Below are 19,411 nucleotides of genomic sequence, written 5' to 3' on the forward strand. Positions count from 1 at the left end.
AGAATATGCATCAACTAACAATCATTGGACTAGGCGCAGGAGATTTTGAACAACTCCCAATAGGTGTCTATAGAAAGTTAAAACAAGCAAAGAAAATATGTGTACGTACTAAAGAACATGCTGTATTAGATGAATTAGCAAACGAAGGTATTCAATTTGAAAGTTTCGATGCAATGTATGAAAAACATGAAGATTTTTTATCGGTATATGAAGAAATTGTAGAGACATTATTAAAATATATAGAATCTGAAGATGTAATATATGCCGTTCCTGGGCACCCTTTGATGGCTGAAATGACTGTACAACTTTTGATTGAAGCCGAAAAGAAAGGTCAAGTCCAACTTAAAATTGAAGGTGGACAAAGTTTCTTAGATGCCGTTTTCGGAGCTCTTCGTATTGATCCAATTGATGGGTTTGAACTTGTTAATGGTACAACTTTTTCTATCCATCAAGTGAACATGTACAAGCATTTATTAATTGCACAAGTATATGATCAATTCAGCGCTTCAGAAGTAAAATTAACTTTACTTGAAAAGTATCATCCAGATTATCCTATCAAAATTGTAACTGCTGCAGGATCAAAAGATGAAATGATTCGTACTGTACCTTTACATGAGTTAGATCATGTTGCAGAAATAAATAATTTAACAACAGTGTATGTTCCACCTGTGAAAGATAAAAAGGATGCGCTTCGTGAATGGTCAACATTCCGTGAAATTATCAAAACATTAAGAAGTCCTGATGGTGGTTGCCCTTGGGATCGAGCTCAAACGCATGAAAGTCTAAAACGTTATATGTTAGAAGAAGTACATGAATTTTTACAAGCTATTGATGAACAAGATGATGAGCATATGATTGAAGAACTTGGCGATGTATTACTTCAAGTATTTATGCAAGCACAAATTGCAGAAGATGATGGGTACTGGAATTTAGAAGATATTTTGGCTGGGGTAGCAGGGAAAATGATACGCCGCCATCCTCATGTCTTTAGTGATGTACAGGTTGAAAGTGTAGAAGATGTCAATGCCAACTGGGAAAAAATAAAGAAAAAAGAACATCAAAATGATGATCATGCAGAACCGTTATTAAAAGGTGAATATCGTGCAACTTCTTCGTTGCAAACATCCTATAACTATCAACGTAGAGCAGCTAAAGTGGGGTTTGAATGGCCTAATATTGATGGAGTTTGGGAAAAGGTAGCTGAGGAATGGCAAGAATTCCGCCAAGAAATAGAAAATGGCACACAAGAAACTAGACTAGATGAATTTGGCGACGTATTGTTTACACTTGTAAACTTGGCGCGAGTATATAAAATCTCTGCAGAAGATGCGATGCTTCACGCAAATGCAAAATTTGCAAAGAGATTTGGCTATGTAGAACAACAAGTTATAGCTGGCCGAAAGGATTTTAAAGACTATTCACTCGAAGAATTAGATAAGTTTTGGCAAGATGCAAAACAATAAGAAAAGGGAGTATACGAATGCGATTAGATAAATTTCTTAAAATATCTCGATTAATAAAAAGACGAACATTAGCTAAAGAAGTAGCTGATCAAGGACGCATTACCATTAATGGTAAAGTTGTCAAAGCTAGTAGTGCTGTAAAAGTGGGCGACGAGTTAGCTATTCGTTTTGGTCAAAAAATAGTAACTGTTCGAATTGAAGAATTAAAAGACGTCGTCCGTAAAGAAGAGGCTGCTAAAATGTTTACCATCTTAAAAGAGGAAAAACTAGATAGAGTCGAACCTCAATTTATCGATGATGAGGCCTAAGTAATAGCGGCTGTTTTTAGTTTATAGTACATTTTAAAATTCGAAAGCTTTTGTAGTCTAAAATAAAACCACTATCAAAATATTAATTGATAGTGGTTTTATTTTTATATTTATCTTCATATATTAGATTGTCCAAACATATAGATTAATAGACAGGACAAGGAGGGGAATAGAAGATGACATTCCAACAGGATAATGCCACTTATACAATTCCAACAGGAGATCATTTATTAACGGTTCGTAATCGCAAAAGAATGGATGTTACATCTGTAAAATCAATTGAACGCTTTGATCAAGAGGAGTTTTTTGTACTCACCTCTCAAGGTCATTTGCAAATTCGTGGGGAAGATTTAAGAATTGTCCATTTAGATGTAGATAAGGGATTACTCACTTTAGAAGGTACAGTGAAGAATCTTCAATATGATGAAGAGGACAGTGGACTATCCCGCAGTATTTTGCATAAATTATTTGGATGACAGTTTCTGAACAATTCCTCAGTATAGCAACACTAATTGCTAGTGGTGTTATAGGAGCAGCTTGTATTGATTTAGTACGTACATTCAGTCATTATGCGCCACCGAAATCATTTTGGCGAAAAGGCTACATCATATTTGAATTATCTACATGGGTTCTATTAGGAATTGGTACATTTCTATTATTAATGATTGTAAGGGATGGGGAATGGCATTTTGTTGATTTCCTATCCCAATTACTAGGATTTTGTCTTTATCAATTGTTTCTACAGGATGTATTTCGTTTTGCAGGGCGAATGATTGATAGATTAATCATACAACCTATATTTTTTATATTTCATCTTTTACTGAAATTAATACGACAAATCATGCGGTTAATTACTTCTATTTTCAGATTTTTTACATTTCCTATTCGATTTGCTGTCGAAAAAATTAGAAAGATAAAGCTTAAAAAATAGGTAAAAGTTAGATATAATAGGATTGATATGTAAATGGTAATTAGTTAAACGTTGCATTTAATCATACTCAAAGGAGGGTACCTAACATGCCACTAACATCTAAGCAACTTTCTAAAAAGACTACACAAATGCCAACTGATTATGCAAAAACTGAAATACGTAAAAATATGATTAATAGCAAACGTAAAATTCGCTTACGTCGTAGACTTACAGTAATGACAATAATATTTGCTCTAATTGCAGGTTCCCTCATGGTTATGTTGATTAAACAAAAGAGCGTATTGGCAGATAAAGAAAAACAAAAAATTGAATTGCAACATGATTTAGCAAAGCAAAAAGAAAAACAGGATGATCTAAAAATTCAAATTGCTAAATTAAAAGACGACGACTACATCGCTAAGCTTGCACGAAAGGATTTATTCTTATCTGAGGATGGAGAGATTATTTTTTCAATTCCTAAAGCATCAGAAAAAGATAAGAAAAAAACAGATTCAAAAGAGTAGTCTTATTGACACTCTTTTTTTGTTGGCTATAATAAAAGGTAAGAATCACTAAAGTTTTACAAATTGATTTTAAGACTTATAAGTCGCTTAAATTTTAAGGAGGAGCATTTTTTTTATGTCAATTGAAGTAGGCAGCAAGGTACAAGGTAAAGTAACAGGTATCACAAATTTTGGAGCATTCGTGGAGCTGCCAAATGGCTCAACAGGTCTTGTTCATATTAGCGAGGTTGCTGACAACTATGTAAAAGATATTAATGACCATTTGAAAGTTGGGGAAATGGTTGAAGTAAAAATTATGAACGTTGGAGCTGACGGTAAAATTGGTTTATCAATCCGTAAAGCAAAACCTCAAGCTGAACGACCAGAGCGTCCTCAACGTCCACGCCATAACAACCACCGTTCAAATGACCGTGGTGAACATCGTCAACCTAAAGAAAACTTTGAACAAAAAATGGCGCGATTCCTAAAAGACAGTGAAGATCGTCTTGCAACATTAAAACGTGCACAAGATTCTAAACGCGGTGGCCGTGGCGCAAGAAGAGGATAACTTGCTGGCTATTTTAATCGTAGAAAAAGTGTTTTGTTAATAATTAAGAGACTGTTATAAAGTGTAGCTTATACTTTATAACAGTCTCTTTTGTATTGGTAGAAATCACCGTAAACAAGACATAGTAAATAGTGTTATCCATGTTAAACAAGTATATTAGGAATATAATGATGAAATATCGACAAATAAAAAGAAGCTATCATAATTGATAGCTTCTTTTAGTGTTTGTTCTACAAATAGCCCGAAATCTTATAATCATACAATGTATGGCGGCAGAGGGGATCGAACCCCCGACCTCACGGGTATGAACCGTACGCTCTAGCCAGCTGAGCTACGCCGCCTTTTTGAACAACACAATTCATATTACAAGACGATAGATTGAGGTGTCAAGCGATTTTTGTTAAAAAATTATAAACTATGTGATTTATCGTCGAACGATTTTTCGAACGAACCTTCAGGAACAGACAAACTTTACACAAATTTCTAGGTATACTAGCAGAAATGCTATAAATTGGAGGTTCTGTCCCATGAGAAAAGCGTTCGACCAACCAAACAAACTATTAATGCCAAAAGTAACTGTAAATTTACAACAGAAATATCCTGTAATCTTTTCAATGATGTTATGTTTCGCCGCATTTTTCTTATCAAAAGCTGTTCTTTTTGAAGCAATTGTTCCATTCTTTTTGCCAATGATGGCAGTAGTGTTTGTAAATCATCGAGAGTATTTTGTATGGGCACTTATTGGAGGTACAATTGGCAGTTTTACATTAGGGCTAGGCGATTTGTCTATCCATAGTATAGAATTATTACTCTTTTTATTGCTTATGAAGACGTTTATACGTAAATGGTCTATTTCAATAGTAGTTGGAATGTCAGTATTTGTTTCTCAATTTGTATGGCAACTTATTTCGTATCATGGTGAGCTACCAACCATGATTCTAGTATATGTTGGTTATGAAAGTATATTATCGATTTTCATGACTTTATTTTTAATGCAGCTGTTATTGCCAATGCCGGCTTTATGGAAAGCGTCATGGTCTTTAGAAAGAATGGGGGCAGCGTTAATTGTACTTGCCATTATGCTTACAGCTACAAGTAACGTTGTTTGGGAGGTATTATCCCCAACTTATATAGCGTTACAGTTTGTGATATTAGCATCAGCTTTTGTGGGAGGGGTTACGCTATCAACTGCTATTGCAGTCTTAATGGGAACAATCATTAGTCTCGCTCATCTATCTTTTAGTGGAATGATTGCTGTATATGCCTTAACAGGTTTATGCGCAGGAATATGTAGAAAACTAGGACGTTTTGGAATCGTAATAGGAAGTGCAATTGCAACAGCATTTTTTGTACTCTATGATGCGACATTACCAATTGATAAGACATATTATGTTGCATTAGGCATCGCATCTATTCTATTCTTTACGATGCCTAGAAGTTGGTTGCAATATTGGCAACGACAACTTTATCCGAATCATGAAGAAGTGCTTTTGGAAAGACAACGTTGGCTCACTGAAAAAGTGACTACGAAACTAACGAATTTTAATGACTTTGTTGTTTTTATGAAAGAGCTCGTAAATGATCGTCTTAGCGTGGCTGACCAACAACAAGAAGTCGAATTAGAAGCCAAACCATTATCACCTTGTGAAAGTTGCTATCGATTTGAAAAATGTTGGGGAGAAGGAAGAATGGAAATGGAACCATTGATGAAACAATGGTTAATGACGCAAACAGTTGGTAATAATGGTTCTAGAATACAATATGATGAAAAGATTCGTAATAAGTGTGTGCGTTCATCGCTATTTTTAAATGCATTAGCAGAGCATGTTTCAAAACAACAATTGAGTGGCCAATTTCACCATGGAAAGAAAATGATCGCCTTACAGTTAAAGGACATGTCTACACATATTGATCAAGTGATGAAGGATATGACAAATGATACCGTTTCTTTTCAACAGCAAGAAGAAATATTAGCAAACCGTTTTAAAGATATTGGAATTGACTTCTTCCAAATTGATATTTTGACGAATGATCCTGGCAATCGAAAGGTAGTATGTTGTATTCCATATAAAAAATCACAATGGGAAACAGACCAAATGGTTGCAGAACGGTTGATATTACCTGTTCTTCAAGAAGTATTTAAAGAGCCTTTTGAAATTCACCAAACGATTAAGAAAACAAAGCCTTATGCACATTTGCAAATTACATTCCAATCAGCTATACGATTTGAGATGCAATACGATGTATTATCAATGTCAAAAAATAATACGATGTATTCAGGAGATTCACATGCTGTATTTTCACTTAATCCGGGGTTAACTGCCATTATGTTATCCGATGGAATGGGACATAATAAACGAGCACATAAGGAAAGTAGAAAGTTAATACGCTTAATGCGTGAATGTTTGAATCACCAAATGTCACCGGAAACTGCCATGCATACGCTTCATTATGTTATGTCATTAAAGCAAGATGAAGAGATGTATGCAACAATGGACTTTGCTTTAATCGATTTACAACACGGAAAACTTTGGTCATGGAAAGCAGGAAGTATGGCAACTTATTTAGTGAGAGGAAAGAAAGTGACTAGGGTTGAAAGCGCCAGTGAACCGTTCGGATTGTTTACGTCATTTTCGGTTGAAGCTGAACAGCGGTCATTAAAGGCAGGGGATATTATCTTCATGTGTACAGATGGTTTGTTCTTCGAGAATATGCCATGGGAACAACAAGAACAGCTTCTACGTAATAGCTTATTACAACATAGAAGTCTTCCTATTCAAGAAATTTGTCCACAAATATTAAATACATTCCGTAATAATAGCCAGCCAATGGACGATTGTACGATCGTGTGTATTGAGATTCAACATAAAACAGTAAATTGGTCATTATTTAAGCCTACTTTACAGGAAAATGCTTAAGAAAGAATGGTAAAATAATGATGAGGTGAGATAATGACAAAACTCGAACAAAAAGTATATGAATATATACAACAATATGAGTTGTGTCATGCGGGAGATCGTCTTCTTGTAGCTTGTTCTGGAGGAGCTGATTCCATGGCCTTACTCCATTTTCTGCATCACGAGCAAAAAAGATTGGGCGTTTCGGTTGCAGCAGTGCATGTTAATCACATGTTAAGAGGAGAAGATGCAGATGGTGATCGGCTCTTTGTAGAATCATTTTGTAAGGAACGTAGTATTCCGGTATATGCCACTAATATTCCAATTCCAGAAATTTTAGAAGCGGAACAGGGCAATATGCAGGCAGTTTGTAGAAGAGAGCGCTACGCCTACTTTAAGGAAGCTATGTTAGAATCAAAAAGTTCAAAATTAGTCGTGGCGCATCATGCGGATGATCAAGTTGAAAGTATTTTAATGGCATTAATCCGAGGATCGCACGATACGGGAATGCAAGGTATTATTCGATGTCGTCCATTTGGAAATGGACTATTAATCCGACCGTTTCTTTCGATAACTAGAGCTGATATTCTAGAGTATTTACAAGCCAATAAACAAGAATATAGAGAGGATTCTAGTAATAAAAAGGATTCCTACACTCGAAACCGTATGAGACATCATGTTGTTCCGCTTTTAAGAAATGAAAATCCAAAGATAGCGGAAGCAGTTATGCACTACACTGAAAAAGTACAAGCAGATGAAGAATTATTAGATTCATTAGCGGAGAAAGCATTACAAGATGTATTAGTTGAAAAACAAAGTGATTTATGGAAAATAAATATAAATACATTCCAAAATAAACCGCTTGCTTTACAAAGAAGAATCATTCTACTACTATTAAAATATCTTTATAAAGATACAATCATTATACAAAGTTACACCCTTTGGAATTCTATTCTAAAACTGGTACAAACAACAGATGGAAATGCGACCATAGATTTACCTAAAGGAGCAAAGGCAATTCGTCAATACGGTGATTTAATCCTAGTTAAGCAGCAAGTAAATACGACTCAAACAATGCCAAAGACATTACAATTTGAACAATGGAATGAGTTACCAAACTATTTACGAGTTTATATAGGAAAAGTTGATGGGGAAATTCCGTCAGATTTATCATCAAACGCTAAATGCTACTTTGTAAATACAACATGTTTTGCATTACCACTACATATTCGTGGCAGAATGGATGGAGATCGCATCCAATTGTTTGGAGCAAATATACAAAAACGAATCTCCCGTCTTTTTATTGATGAAAAAATTCCAATGGCGCTTAGAGAAGAATGGCCAATTATTGTGACAAATGATAATGAGGTCATTGCCGTCCCAGGGCTCCGTGTAAGTAGCTATTTTTCGAATAGCAAACGATTAAATGATGATATGATATTCATTATTGATCAACAAACTTTGTAGTGTCTATATACAATCAAGGAGGAACTAAAGATGCTTCAGAAGGACATCGAGAAAGTATTAATTTCAGAAGAAGAGTTACAAAATAAGATTCAAGAGCTTGGGGAATCTCTAACTACAGAATACCAAGATAAATTTCCATTGCTTATTGGGGTACTAAAAGGTGCAATGCCATTTATGGCAGACTTGATGAAACGAATTGATTCTTATGTTGAAATCGATTTTATGGACGTTACAAGTTATGGTAATGCAACAGTTTCTTCAGGTGAAGTGAAAATCTTAAAAGATTTAAACACAAGTGTTGAAGGTCGTGATATCGTTATCATCGAAGATATTATTGATAGTGGTTTAACTTTAAGCTATCTTGTAGATTTATTTAAATATCGTAAAGCAAAATCTATTAAAATCGTTACTTTATTAGACAAACCATCTGGTCGTAAAGTAGATTTAAAAGCAGATTATGTAGGTTTTGAAGTTCCAGATGCATTTGTAGTAGGTTATGGCTTAGACTACGCAGAAAAATATAGAAACTTACCGTACATTGGCGTCTTAAAGCCATCCGTTTACTCATTTTAAGATAAGTGTTTAATTTTTAGACAATTATTAGCAGGAAACATTTTGAATGAGAAGCTTTTCATTGTACGATAAAAAATTCATATGTTAAGATTTACTATAGTTTTTCTGTTTATCTTGTGAGGAGGCTGGGGATGAATCGAATATTTCGATACACCATATTCTATTTATTAATTTTCCTCGTGATTATCGGGATTTTTGGTACGTTTAATAATGCGAACCAACCTACTAAAGAGATACAATATCACGAGTTCGTTAAAGCATTAGAGAATGGCAAAATTACTGAAGCAAGTATTCAACCTGATCAGTTAGTATTTGTCGTAAAGGGTAAGATGGAAGGGTATAAAAAAGGCGAAGAATTCGTTACGAATATACCCCGTGAAGACCAAGGATTGATGGATGAAATTCGAGATGAGGCCAAGAAAAATTCAAACATTAGTTTTTTAAAGGCTCCTGAATCGAATGGCTGGATTCAATTCTTTACTGGAATTATTCCTTTTGTAGTCATTTTCATCCTGTTCTTCTTCTTGTTGAATCAGGCTCAAGGTGGCGGTAACCGTATGATGAGCTTTGGTAAGAGCAAAGCAAAATTGTACGATGACCAAAAGAAAAAAATTCGTTTTACAGATGTTGCAGGTGCCGATGAAGAGAAACAAGAACTTGTAGAGGTTGTAGATTTCTTAAAAGATCATACGAAGTTTGATGAGATTGGCGCACGTATTCCAAAAGGTATCCTATTAGTAGGACCTCCAGGTACCGGTAAAACTTTATTAGCCCGTGCGGTAGCTGGTGAAGCTGGCGTTCCATTCTTCTCAATTAGTGGTTCTGATTTCGTTGAAATGTTTGTCGGTGTCGGTGCTTCTCGTGTACGTGACCTATTTGAAAATGCTAAGAAAAATGCTCCATGTATCATCTTCATCGATGAAATTGATGCAGTTGGTCGTCAACGTGGTGCAGGCTTAGGTGGCGGTCATGATGAACGTGAACAAACATTGAACCAATTACTTGTTGAAATGGATGGTTTCAGTGGAAATGAAGGAATTATTATTATCGCCGCAACAAACCGACCAGATATTCTAGACCCTGCGTTATTACGTCCAGGCCGTTTTGACCGACAAATTACTGTAGGTCGTCCAGATGTAAAAGGTCGTGAAGCTGTACTTAAAGTACACGCTCGTAAAAAACCATTAGATGAAACAGTAGACTTAAAAGCAATTGCACAACGTACGCCAGGATTTTCTGGTGCAGATTTAGAAAACTTATTAAACGAAGCGGCATTAGTTGCAGCTCGTGAAAATAAGAAGAAAATTGATATGGGCGATATTGATGAAGCAACTGACCGTGTTATTGCAGGGGTTGCTAAAACAAGTCGTGTCATTTCAGAAAAAGAACGTAAAATTGTGGCATTCCATGAAGCTGGACACGTAGTTGTAGGTCTTACACTAGATGAAGCTGAAAAAGTTCATAAAGTAACAATTGTACCTCGTGGTCAAGCTGGTGGATATGCGGTTATGCTTCCTAAAGAAGATCGTTATTTCATGACAAAACCAGAATTACTTGATAAAGTTTCCGGTTTACTTGGTGGTCGTGTAGCAGAAGATATTGTCTTCGGTGAAGTCTCAACAGGTGCTCACAATGACTTCCAACGTGTAACAAGTATTGTGCGTTCTATGGTTACTGAATACGGTATGAGTGATAAACTTGGACAATTGCAATTTGGCTCTAGCCAAGGTGGAAATGTATTCTTAGGACGTGATTTGAACTCTGAACAAAATTATTCAGATCGAATTGCTTATGAAATAGACCAAGAAATGCAACAAATGGTCAAAGAACAATATGAACGTACGAAGAAAATTTTGACAGAACGTCGTGATCTTCTAAACCTCATTGCAACAACTTTACTTGAAGAAGAAACTTTAGATGCCGAACAAATCGAACACTTAGAAAAGTACGGTAAACTACCAGAACGTTCTTATGACAAAAAGAACCATAAAGCTGGAAGTGAAGCCGATGCAAATGTAAGTGAATCTACAGATGCTAAGATTGTTCAAGAAACAAAAGTGGATATGACAGGTAATGCTGATCCAACAGCTAGTGATTTACCTAAAGATTCAAACGGCGAACAAAGAAACAACGGTATTCAAGAAGAACGTTAAGCAATGTAAAAGTAAAAGCTGACTCCTCACTCTATGTAAGGTAGTCGGCTTTTTTCATCTATGCATATATGTTATGATTCATGGAGAAATTACATATAAGTGAGGATAATATTTATGATTTTAGTGATGGATGTAGGGAATACGAACATCTCAATAGGAATTTATAATACAGAACATCTTGAACACCATTGGCGAATGAAAACAGACACATTAAAAACAGAAGATGAATATGCTATGCAACTCAATACTCTGTTTTTACATAAAGGTCTATCCTTTAAAGATATCAAAGGAATTATTATTTCATCCGTAGTTCCGCCAATCATGTTCTCACTTGAAATGATGTGTCGTAAATATTTCTCAATCGAACCAGTTGTAGTTGGTCCAGGAGTAAAAACAGGGCTTAACATAAAATGTGAAAACCCAAGAGAAATCGGTGCTGATCGTATTGTAAATGCAGTTGCAGCGATACAAGAGTATGGCTCGCCATTAATAGTTGTCGATTTTGGTACAGCAACAACATATTGTTATATTAATGAGAATGGTGATTATATGGGGGGTGCAATTGCCCCAGGAATTTCAATATCTATGGAGGCCCTTTTCACACATTGTTCTAAGTTACCAAGAATAGAAATTGCCACACCTCAAAATGTTATAGGTAAGAATACAATTTCGTCTATGCAAGCTGGAATCGTTTATGGCTATGTTGGGCAAGTAGAAGGAATTGTTAGCCGAATGCGTAAACAAGGTAGAGAAGAGGCACTAGTTATTGCAACAGGAGGTTTAGCGAATATGGTTGCGAAAGAATCAACCGTAATCGATATTACTGATCCATTCTTAACATTAAAAGGATTATATCTAATTTATAAACGAAATCAGGAAGAAAAGGGGAAGAAAAATGGCTGATTATTTAGTAAGAGGACTTGGATTTAATGGTAGTGTTCGTGCGTTTGCTGTTTGTACAACGGATACAATAGGTGAGGCACAACGTCGTCACAATACATGGCCTACAACCTCAGCAGCACTTGGTCGTACAATGACTGCATCTGTTATGATGGGTGCTATGTTAAAAGGTGACAATTCAATTACTGTTAAAGTAGATGGAAATGGTCCAATCGGTCCTATGGTTGTTTGTGCAAATGCAAATGGGGAAGTGCGCGGATATGTTACACATCCTCAAGTTCATTTTGATTTAAATCCACAAGGTAAACTGGATGTTCGACGTGCAGTAGGTACGGAAGGTACTTTAACAGTTGTGAAAGACCTTGGTTTACGTGATCATTTTACAGGACAGGTACCAATTGTATCTGGAGAAATCGCTGAAGATTTCACATATTACTTTGCAAAATCTGAACAAGTCCCATCATCTGTCGGATTAGGGGTATTAGTGAATACAGATAATACAATTCTTGCAGCAGGTGGTTTTGTTATTCAAGTAATGCCTGGAGTAGATGATGAAACTATTACAGAGATTGAAGAACATTTATCAAAAATTGAACCAGTGTCTAAGATGATTCAAAAAGGATATACACCAGAACAAATTTTAGAAGCGGTGCTTGGTGAAGAAAATGTACAAGTTTTAGATACAATGCCAGTGAGATTCCAATGCACATGTTCTAAAGAACGTTTTCGAGCTGCAATTCTTAGTCTAGGTGTAAAAGAAATCCAAGATATGATCGACGAAGATGGCATGGCAGAGGCACATTGTCATTTCTGTGAAGAAAAATACCTTTATTCTAAAGAAGAATTAGAAGGCTTTATCGACGAAATTCATGCTCAAAATAAGTAATTCAATTTGATACAGGGATACCAAAATCTTTGATACAATTGAGTAGAAAGAACGGCTTATATTTATTTGGAATATAAGCTGTTTTTTTATTGACAAACTATTTTTAAAAGTTGTAATATAAAAACTATAAAGCTTATTAAATTACTAGGGATTAGGAGTGGAATGGTAAATGAGTAAAATTGTAAACTCAGTAGTAGAATTGATTGGTAATACACCGATTGTAAAGTTGAATCATGTAACAGGTCCTAATGATGCTAATGTATATGTAAAACTAGAATATTTTAATCCAGGAAGTAGTGTTAAAGATCGTATTGCAGCAGCCATGATCGAAGCGGCTGAAAAAGAAGGTAAATTAAAACCTGGTAGTACAATTATTGAACCAACAAGTGGAAACACTGGTATCGGTCTTGCTATGGTTGCAGCTGCAAAAGGATATAAAACAGTAATTGTAATGCCTGATACAATGAGTGTTGAACGCCGAAATTTATTACGTGCTTATGGTGCAGAATTAGTTTTAACTCCAGGAGCAGATGGCATGAAAGGTGCAATTGCTAAAGCGGAAGAGTTATCAAACGAGAATGGTTGGTTCGTACCTCAACAATTTGAAAATCCAGCAAATGTTGAAGCACACCGTTTAACTACTGGTCCTGAAATTATTGAAGCATTTGATGGTTTAAGCTTAGATGCATTTATCGCAGGAGTTGGTACTGGTGGTACAGTAACAGGTACTGGTGAAGTACTAAAAGAAAAATTCCCTGACATTGAAGTAATCGCGGTAGAACCAAAAGATTCTCCTGTTCTTTCAGGTGGTAAACCAGGTCCACATAAAATCCAAGGTATTGGTGCTGGATTTGTACCAGAAGTATTAAACACTGAAGCTTACACTTCTATTTTCCCAGTTGAAAATGAAGATGCATTTGAAACAGCTCGTAAAGTAGCAAGAGAAGAAGGTGTATTAGCTGGTATTTCTGCAGGTGCAGCTATGTATGCAGCAATTGAAACAGCAAAACGTCTTGGAAAAGGCAAAAATGTTTTAGCGCTTCTTCCTGATACTGGTGAACGTTACTTTAGTACACCATTATATCGTTACGACGATTAATCATAAATTTATATATTTAAAAAGAGCATCCGAAAATATCGGATGCTCTTTTTGTTGAGATGAATTTAGCTTGTTAATGTAAATATATTCAAATTGGCCATTCTTAGGGAGTACTTTTGATAAATTCTATATCTATGTTTCATGAATAGGTGTTGTTATACTGAAGAAAGATTAGTGTGTTTAGAATTCTTATGTACATTTTCAGCATATGTAAGAATGCTATAATAGAGATAAAAAAGATTGTATAGAGCACAGTTTCTACTTTAGCGACAAGCTATTTAAGAATAGGGGGAGCTTTCTTTATTTTCTGGGGAATAATAGATGGTTTATTTACATCAATGGTCGCTCCAACGATTACGATAGCTAGCTTTGCTAGATATAAAAGGAATAATGGTAAGAAGAAAATTAGCTATAAAGGGTAAAGCGTATTTATAAAAAGGATATATTATCTAATTTGAAAGGGAGTAGGAAAATGAATCTTGAAAAGTATAAAGTACTAACAATAGATGGTCATAGATTGGATTTTGCTAAAAAAACGTTTGTTATGGGTATTTTAAATGTTACACCTGACTCTTTTTCGGATGGTGGTAAGTATAACTCTGTCGATAATGCGGTTAAACATGCAAAAGAAATGGTTGCCGATGGTGCTAATATTATAGATATTGGTGGTGAATCTACACGACCAGGTCATACACCTATTTCTGCAGAGGAAGAGTTAAAACGTGTTATTCCTGCTATTAAAGCAATTCGCTCCGAAGTGGATGTATTAATTTCAGTTGATACATTTAAATCGGAAGTTGCACGTGCTGCTATTGAAGCAGGTGCACATATTATCAATGATATTTGGGGTGCTCAATATGACCCGGAAATTGCTAAAGTAGCTGCAGAACTTAACGTACCAATTATCTTAATGCATAATCGTAAAGATGAGGCTTACAGCAATAATTTTTGGGCGGATGCCAAAAGTGATTTAGAAAAAAGTATTCAAATTGCAAGTGAAGCTGGCGTCAAAGATGAATATATTTGGTTAGATCCTGGTATTGGTTTTGCGAAATCGCATGAGCAAAATATTGAAATGATGAAGGCATTACCGAACCTTGTAGATATGGGGTACCCAGTATTACTAGCAACATCTCGTAAGCGTATGATTGGAACAGTACTTGATCTTCCAGTAGAAGAGCGTATGGAAGGTACTGGAGCTACATGTTGTTATGGAGTCGACAAAGGCTGTCATATGGTACGTGTTCATGATGTAAAACCAATTGCAAGAATGATGAAAATGATGGATGCATTAAAGTAATTATGGTTAAAGTTTGAAATGTTATTGAAATGTTACGAGGAGGAACGTAATGGATTATATTCATGTTAAAGATATGGAATTCTACGGTTATCATGGAGTGTTACCAGAAGAAACGAAGCTTGGCCAAAGATTCCGTGTCACATTAGCTATAGCTACAGATTTACAACATGCAGGTGAAACGGACAATCTTGAACATACAGTAAGTTATGCAGAGGTTTATGATATTTGCAAAAAAGTTGTTGAAGGTAAACCATATAAATTAATTGAAACTGTTGCAGAAACGGTTGCAAAAGAAATAAGAGATGCTTATCCTGATAGTGTGAAAGGGATTAGAGTAGAAATAATTAAACCAGATCCGCCTATTCCTGGTCATTACAGAGAAGTATCTGTTGAAATAACTAGAGGAGTGTTTGCATGAACGAAGTCTATATCTCATTAGGATCCAATATGGGGGATAAAGAGGAAACATTGCGTCATGCTGTGCAACTATTGCAACAACAGAAGGAAATTGAAGTTGTTAAACTTTCATCAATTTATGAAACCGACCCCGTAGGATATACGAATCAAGATTTATTTTTGAATATGGTAGTTCAGGTGCGCACTACATTACCTGCTCAAGAGATGTTGGAGGAATGTCAAAAAATTGAACAGGCATTAAAAAGAGTGAGAATTATTCGTTGGGGGCCACGAACGATAGACCTTGACATTTTGTTCTATAATCATGACAATATTGAGACGGAGACACTGATCGTTCCGCATCCTCGTATGCATGAACGTGCCTTTGTTCTTGTACCTTTACTTGAGATTGATCCAAATCTAATATACCCTCCTACAGGCCTGGCATTAAGAACGATGCTTGAACTAGTTGGAAAAGAAGGCGTTAGACGATGGAAAACAGTCACTGGGGTATCAGAATTCGTGCTTTCAGAAAACTCAAAAGGATAAATCAAGACGAATTTGCTAAATTAACAGGTATACCCCTTTCGATTTTAGGGAAAATCGAAAGGGGAGAACGCCAGGCAACTGAAGATGAACTAAAAATTATAGCAAAAAATCTTAAGATAAATATAAACGAACTTAAAGGTGAAATTTAATATTCGCCTACGAAGGAGGATAAACGGTGACATTAACTAACGACAAACCGTTTAAAATTGGCGATATAATCATGGACAACCGTGTTGTACTTGCTCCCATGGCAGGTGTCTGTAATTCAGCATTTCGCCTTACAGTTAAAGAATTTGGAGCAGGTTTAGTATATGCTGAAATGATATCCGATAAAGGGATTGTACAACGTAATAGTAAAACGATGAATATGCTTTATATTGATGAACGTGAAAACCCTCTTTCGCTTCAAATCTTTGGCGGTAACAAGGAAACATTAGTTGAAGCTGCGCAATATGTAGATAAATATACGACAGCTGATATTATTGATATCAATATGGGATGTCCAGTTAATAAGATTATCAAATGTGAAGCGGGAGCTAAATGGTTGCTAGATCCAAATAAAATCTATGAAATGGTTTCAGCAGTTGTAGATGCTGTCGATAAACCTGTAAGTTGTAAAATGCGTATTGGTTGGGACGAAGATCATGTCTTCGCCGTAAAAAATGCACAGGCTGCAGAACGTGCAGGGGCTTCTGCCATTGCAATGCATGGTCGCACACGCCTTCAAATGTATGAAGGAAAAGCGAATTGGGATATTTTAAAAGAAGTAAAAGAAAACATTAATATTCCATTTATCGGGAATGGTGATGTTGAAACACCAGAAGATGCTAAACGCCTTTTAGAATATACAGGTGCTGATGGTGTTATGATTGGTCGTGCAGCGCTTGGAAATCCATGGATGATCTATCGTACGGTTGAATATTTAAAATCAGGAAAACTTATGCCTGAACCACCAATTCGTGAGAAGATAGATGTCTGCCTCTTACACTTTGATCGTTTGATGAAACTTAAAGGAGAAAAAATTGCTGTGCGTGAAATGCGCAAACATGCCTCTTGGTATTTAAAAGGGGTACGTGGAAATGGCAAGGCAAGAAACCTTATCAATCAGGCAGAATCTGCATTAGAGCTACATGCAATTTTGAACGAACTTGTTGAGGAAGTTGAAGGACGCGAAGAAACTGCTCAATCAATTGAAATCGTGTGATAGAGATAAATGCTTTTAGAGAGTGTCTTACAAGTGGAAAGTGCTTTAAGACACCCTCAAATGCTTACTTTATAACAACTTAAGGTATTATTTTTTTTTAATACTATTTACACGTAGTTTTGAATCACTTCTTATTCTCTATGTCATATATAATATTAGATTTAGCAGAGAAATGAGTAGAAAGACGTGATTCATCACAGAAAATTGTGTACAATAAATACATTATGGACTGCTTAGCGGAACAAATATAAGGAGTGAAAATCGTGGCAGAAGAATTAAATGACCAACTTTTGGTGAGACGCCAAAAAATGGATTCTATAAGAGAACAAGGCTTAGACCCATTCGGTCAACGTTTTGAACGCACACATCTTTCCAACGAATTAAAAGAACAATATGCTGACTTATCAAAAGAAGAGTTAGAAGAAAATGATCATCTAGAACAAGTGATCATTGCTGGACGTATTATGACAAAACGTAGTAAAGGCAAAGTTGGATTTGCTAATATCCAAGATCTTGGTGGTCAAATCCAAATTTACGTACGAAAAGATGCAATTGGTGAAGAAGCGTATGATATCTTTAAACACGCTGATCTTGGAGATATCGTAGGTATTAAAGGTACAATCTTTAAAACACATGTAGGTGAACTAACTGTTAAAGCATTAGAATTCACTTTCCTATCTAAGTCTTTACGACCATTACCTGAGAAATTCCATGGCTTACAAGATGTAGAACAACGTTACCGTCAACGTTATTTAGATTTAATTACGAATGAAGATAGTAAACAAACATTTATTACACGTAGTCAAATCATTCGTTCTATCCGCAATTTCTTAGATAACAAGGGTTACCTTGAAGTTGAAACTCCAATGTTAAACTCTGTAGCAGGAGGAGCAGCAGCTCGTCCATTCGTTACACATCATAACGCATTAGATGCAACAATGTATATGCGTATTGCAATTGAACTATACTTAAAACGCTTAATTGTAGGCGGTCTTGAAAAGGTATATGAAATCGGACGTGTTTTCCGTAATGAAGGTGTTTCTACTCGTCATAACCCAGAGTTTACACTTCTTGAATTATACGAAGCATATGCAGATTTCCATGACATAATGGACCTTACTGAAGACTTATTTGGACATGTTGCTCAAGAAGTGCTTGGAACAACTCAAGTTCAATATGGTGAAAATACAATTGATCTTTCTAAAGGCTGGAAACGTCTACACATGGTAGATGCAGTTAAAGAAGCTACAGGAGTAGACTTCTGGAAAGAAATGACGAAAGAAGAAGCGCAAATTCTTGCTCGTGAACATCACGTTGATATTAAAGATAGTATGGAAGTGGGACATATCATCAATGAATTCTTCGAGCAAAAAGTTGAAGAAACATTAATCCAACCAACTTTTGTTTATGGACATCCAGTTGAGATTTCTCCACTTGCTAAGAAAAATGCTGAAGATCCACGATTCACTGACCGTTTCGAATTATTTATCGTACGTCGCGAACATGCAAATGCATTTACTGAACTAAATGATCCTATCGATCAACGTCAACGATTTGAAGCGCAAATGCGTGAAAAAGAGCTAGGTAATGATGAAGCTCATGAAATGGATGAAGATTTCTTAGAAGCTTTAGAATATGGTATGGCACCTACTGGTGGCTTAGGTATTGGTATTGACCGTATGATTATGCTTTTGACAAACTCTCAATCTATTCGTGATGTATTATTATTCCCATTAATGCGAGCACGTGACTAATTTATAAGAATACCTTAAGCGACGTTCACTTGGACAAAGAGAACGTCGCTTTTGTTTACTTTCCTAGCATATAAAATGTTCTAATATCATTATATTGATGAATATTAGATTGTGAATAAATATTATTTTAGAAAAGCTAAGTTTATTTTTCTGAAATAGCTTGTACATACAATGATATTGTGTTATATTAATTGAGCTGTTAATTTAATTAACACATTTCTTTTAGAAAAGATTTAAAAAATCTTGACAAATAAAAATCATATTGATATAATATATAAGTCGTTTAGAAACGATGAAAATTAATCAATGACAACTATAGATTAGCAAAGATTTTTTTAAAAAAAGTTCTTGACAAAAAAATAAGTTGTTTGATATAATAATTAAGTCGCTGACAGCGATTGAACATGAACCTTGAAAACTGAACAAGCAAGATGTTAATCAATAAACTTTGTTTTTTTAACAAAGACAAAATAGATATCAT

19 protein-coding genes and 1 tRNA gene are annotated in these 19,411 nt (G+C 35.5%); 19 read left to right on the forward strand and 1 reads right to left on the reverse strand.

Annotation, left to right across the window (positions count from 1 at the left end):
• Nucleotides 1-5 precede the first annotated feature (5 nt).
• The 6 genes from mazG to Q0977_RS13150 all read left to right on the forward strand — a co-directional run bounded on the left by mazG (nucleotide 6) and on the right by Q0977_RS13150 (nucleotide 3,752).
• On the forward strand, nucleotides 6-1,463 hold the full coding sequence (gene mazG, locus Q0977_RS13125) for a nucleoside triphosphate pyrophosphohydrolase (protein ID WP_124218392.1): 1,458 nt from the start codon (nucleotides 6-8) through the stop codon (nucleotides 1,461-1,463).
• A 17-nt stretch (nucleotides 1,464-1,480) separates the two neighbouring features.
• Complete coding sequence (locus Q0977_RS13130) at nucleotides 1,481-1,771, forward strand: RNA-binding S4 domain-containing protein (protein WP_119416044.1); 291 nt, start codon at nucleotides 1,481-1,483, stop codon at nucleotides 1,769-1,771.
• 176 nt (nucleotides 1,772-1,947) lie between these two features.
• A complete protein-coding gene (yabP, locus tag Q0977_RS13135) occupies nucleotides 1,948-2,247 on the forward strand; it encodes a sporulation protein YabP (protein WP_119416045.1) in 300 nt (99 codons plus the stop codon).
• Nucleotides 2,244-2,702, forward strand: a complete 459-nt coding sequence (gene yabQ, locus Q0977_RS13140; RefSeq protein WP_119416046.1) for a spore cortex biosynthesis protein YabQ — start codon at nucleotides 2,244-2,246, stop codon at nucleotides 2,700-2,702. Before yabP ends, yabQ begins: the two co-directional genes overlap by 4 nt.
• Nucleotides 2,703-2,788: 86 nt before the next feature.
• Entirely contained in the window at nucleotides 2,789-3,205 is a 417-nt protein-coding gene (locus tag Q0977_RS13145) for a septum formation initiator family protein (protein WP_119416047.1), read from the forward strand.
• A gap of 115 nt (nucleotides 3,206-3,320) precedes the next feature.
• Nucleotides 3,321-3,752: a S1 domain-containing RNA-binding protein gene (locus tag Q0977_RS13150; protein WP_119416048.1), complete on the forward strand. Its 432-nt coding sequence runs from the start codon at nucleotides 3,321-3,323 to the stop codon at nucleotides 3,750-3,752.
• A gap of 267 nt (nucleotides 3,753-4,019) precedes the next feature.
• On the opposite strand, the gene Q0977_RS13155 is transcribed toward Q0977_RS13150, so the two are convergent.
• Nucleotides 4,020-4,093 (reverse strand) — tRNA-Met (locus Q0977_RS13155).
• A 186-nt stretch (nucleotides 4,094-4,279) separates the two neighbouring features.
• Between Q0977_RS13155 and Q0977_RS13160 the strand changes: the two genes are divergently transcribed.
• The 13 genes from Q0977_RS13160 (at nucleotide 4,280) to lysS (ending at nucleotide 18,930) form a co-directional block, all read left to right on the forward strand.
• Nucleotides 4,280-6,670 carry a SpoIIE family protein phosphatase gene (locus Q0977_RS13160; protein WP_119416049.1) on the forward strand — a complete coding sequence of 797 codons (2,391 nt, stop codon included), beginning with the start codon at nucleotides 4,280-4,282 and terminating at the stop codon, nucleotides 6,668-6,670.
• Nucleotides 6,671-6,703: 33 nt separating this feature from the next.
• Nucleotides 6,704-8,116 (forward strand): tRNA lysidine(34) synthetase TilS, encoded by a 1,413-nt coding sequence (tilS, locus tag Q0977_RS13165; protein ID WP_119416050.1) that lies wholly within the window; start codon nucleotides 6,704-6,706, stop codon nucleotides 8,114-8,116.
• 30 nt (nucleotides 8,117-8,146) lie between these two features.
• Nucleotides 8,147-8,689 (forward strand): hypoxanthine phosphoribosyltransferase, encoded by a 543-nt coding sequence (hpt, locus tag Q0977_RS13170; RefSeq protein ID WP_119416051.1) that lies wholly within the window; start codon nucleotides 8,147-8,149, stop codon nucleotides 8,687-8,689.
• Between the two features lie 131 nt (nucleotides 8,690-8,820).
• On the forward strand, nucleotides 8,821-10,842 hold the full coding sequence (gene ftsH, locus Q0977_RS13175; RefSeq protein ID WP_119416052.1) for an ATP-dependent zinc metalloprotease FtsH: 2,022 nt from the start codon (nucleotides 8,821-8,823) through the stop codon (nucleotides 10,840-10,842).
• 114 nt (nucleotides 10,843-10,956) lie between these two features.
• Nucleotides 10,957-11,745, forward strand: coding sequence for a type III pantothenate kinase (locus tag Q0977_RS13180; RefSeq protein ID WP_119416053.1), 789 nt, complete (start codon nucleotides 10,957-10,959; stop codon nucleotides 11,743-11,745).
• Nucleotides 11,738-12,628: an Hsp33 family molecular chaperone HslO gene (gene hslO, locus Q0977_RS13185; RefSeq protein ID WP_299514763.1), complete on the forward strand. Its 891-nt coding sequence runs from the start codon at nucleotides 11,738-11,740 to the stop codon at nucleotides 12,626-12,628. Before Q0977_RS13180 ends, hslO begins: the two co-directional genes overlap by 8 nt.
• A 169-nt stretch (nucleotides 12,629-12,797) precedes the next feature.
• The gene (gene cysK / locus Q0977_RS13190) at nucleotides 12,798-13,727 is read left to right on the forward strand and encodes a cysteine synthase A (RefSeq protein WP_119416055.1); all 930 of its coding nucleotides are present in this window, start codon (nucleotides 12,798-12,800) and stop codon (nucleotides 13,725-13,727) included.
• 472 nt (nucleotides 13,728-14,199) lie between these two features.
• Nucleotides 14,200-15,027: a dihydropteroate synthase gene (gene folP / locus Q0977_RS13195; protein WP_119416056.1), complete on the forward strand. Its 828-nt coding sequence runs from the start codon at nucleotides 14,200-14,202 to the stop codon at nucleotides 15,025-15,027.
• Nucleotides 15,028-15,076: 49 nt separating this feature from the next.
• Complete coding sequence (gene folB / locus Q0977_RS13200) at nucleotides 15,077-15,445, forward strand: dihydroneopterin aldolase (protein WP_119416057.1); 369 nt, start codon at nucleotides 15,077-15,079, stop codon at nucleotides 15,443-15,445.
• The gene (gene folK / locus Q0977_RS13205; RefSeq protein ID WP_119416058.1) at nucleotides 15,442-15,972 is read left to right on the forward strand and encodes a 2-amino-4-hydroxy-6-hydroxymethyldihydropteridine diphosphokinase; all 531 of its coding nucleotides are present in this window, start codon (nucleotides 15,442-15,444) and stop codon (nucleotides 15,970-15,972) included. The genes folB and folK overlap by 4 nt, the downstream gene beginning before the upstream one ends.
• Nucleotides 15,915-16,121: a helix-turn-helix domain-containing protein gene (locus tag Q0977_RS13210; RefSeq protein WP_119416059.1), complete on the forward strand. Its 207-nt coding sequence runs from the start codon at nucleotides 15,915-15,917 to the stop codon at nucleotides 16,119-16,121. The genes folK and Q0977_RS13210 overlap by 58 nt, the downstream gene beginning before the upstream one ends.
• A gap of 26 nt (nucleotides 16,122-16,147) precedes the next feature.
• Nucleotides 16,148-17,176 (forward strand): tRNA dihydrouridine synthase DusB, encoded by a 1,029-nt coding sequence (dusB, locus tag Q0977_RS13215; RefSeq protein WP_119416060.1) that lies wholly within the window; start codon nucleotides 16,148-16,150, stop codon nucleotides 17,174-17,176.
• 254 nt (nucleotides 17,177-17,430) lie between these two features.
• Nucleotides 17,431-18,930 carry a lysine--tRNA ligase gene (gene lysS, locus Q0977_RS13220; RefSeq protein ID WP_206426832.1) on the forward strand — a complete coding sequence of 500 codons (1,500 nt, stop codon included), beginning with the start codon at nucleotides 17,431-17,433 and terminating at the stop codon, nucleotides 18,928-18,930.
• Nucleotides 18,931-19,411 lie beyond the last annotated feature (481 nt).

This window comes from uncultured Rummeliibacillus sp. (assembly GCF_934216135.1).
Lineage (GTDB): Bacteria > Bacillota > Bacilli > Bacillales_A > Planococcaceae > Rummeliibacillus.

What these genes read in the sequence shown, in the direction of transcription:
- tilS (WP_119416050.1), top strand. Translation starts at nt 6,704, where the DNA reads ATGACAAAACTCGAACAAAAAGTATATGAATATATACAACAATATGAG.
- Q0977_RS13180 (WP_119416053.1), top strand. Translation starts at nt 10,957, where the DNA reads ATGATTTTAGTGATGGATGTAGGGAATACGAACATCTCAATAGGAATT.
- Q0977_RS13145 (WP_119416047.1), top strand. Translation starts at nt 2,789, where the DNA reads ATGCCACTAACATCTAAGCAACTTTCTAAAAAGACTACACAAATGCCA.
- Q0977_RS13130 (WP_119416044.1), top strand. Translation starts at nt 1,481, where the DNA reads ATGCGATTAGATAAATTTCTTAAAATATCTCGATTAATAAAAAGACGA.
- Q0977_RS13150 (WP_119416048.1), top strand. Translation starts at nt 3,321, where the DNA reads ATGTCAATTGAAGTAGGCAGCAAGGTACAAGGTAAAGTAACAGGTATC.
- ftsH (WP_119416052.1), top strand. Translation starts at nt 8,821, where the DNA reads ATGAATCGAATATTTCGATACACCATATTCTATTTATTAATTTTCCTC.
- cysK (WP_119416055.1), top strand. Translation starts at nt 12,798, where the DNA reads ATGAGTAAAATTGTAAACTCAGTAGTAGAATTGATTGGTAATACACCG.
- Q0977_RS13210 (WP_119416059.1), top strand. Translation starts at nt 15,915, where the DNA reads ATGGAAAACAGTCACTGGGGTATCAGAATTCGTGCTTTCAGAAAACTC.
- yabQ (WP_119416046.1), top strand. Translation starts at nt 2,244, where the DNA reads ATGACAGTTTCTGAACAATTCCTCAGTATAGCAACACTAATTGCTAGT.
- hslO (WP_299514763.1), top strand. Translation starts at nt 11,738, where the DNA reads ATGGCTGATTATTTAGTAAGAGGACTTGGATTTAATGGTAGTGTTCGT.
- folB (WP_119416057.1), top strand. Translation starts at nt 15,077, where the DNA reads ATGGATTATATTCATGTTAAAGATATGGAATTCTACGGTTATCATGGA.
- folK (WP_119416058.1), top strand. Translation starts at nt 15,442, where the DNA reads ATGAACGAAGTCTATATCTCATTAGGATCCAATATGGGGGATAAAGAG.
- mazG (WP_124218392.1), top strand. Translation starts at nt 6, where the DNA reads ATGCATCAACTAACAATCATTGGACTAGGCGCAGGAGATTTTGAACAA.
- hpt (WP_119416051.1), top strand. Translation starts at nt 8,147, where the DNA reads ATGCTTCAGAAGGACATCGAGAAAGTATTAATTTCAGAAGAAGAGTTA.
- Q0977_RS13160 (WP_119416049.1), top strand. Translation starts at nt 4,280, where the DNA reads ATGAGAAAAGCGTTCGACCAACCAAACAAACTATTAATGCCAAAAGTA.
- folP (WP_119416056.1), top strand. Translation starts at nt 14,200, where the DNA reads ATGAATCTTGAAAAGTATAAAGTACTAACAATAGATGGTCATAGATTG.
- yabP (WP_119416045.1), top strand. Translation starts at nt 1,948, where the DNA reads ATGACATTCCAACAGGATAATGCCACTTATACAATTCCAACAGGAGAT.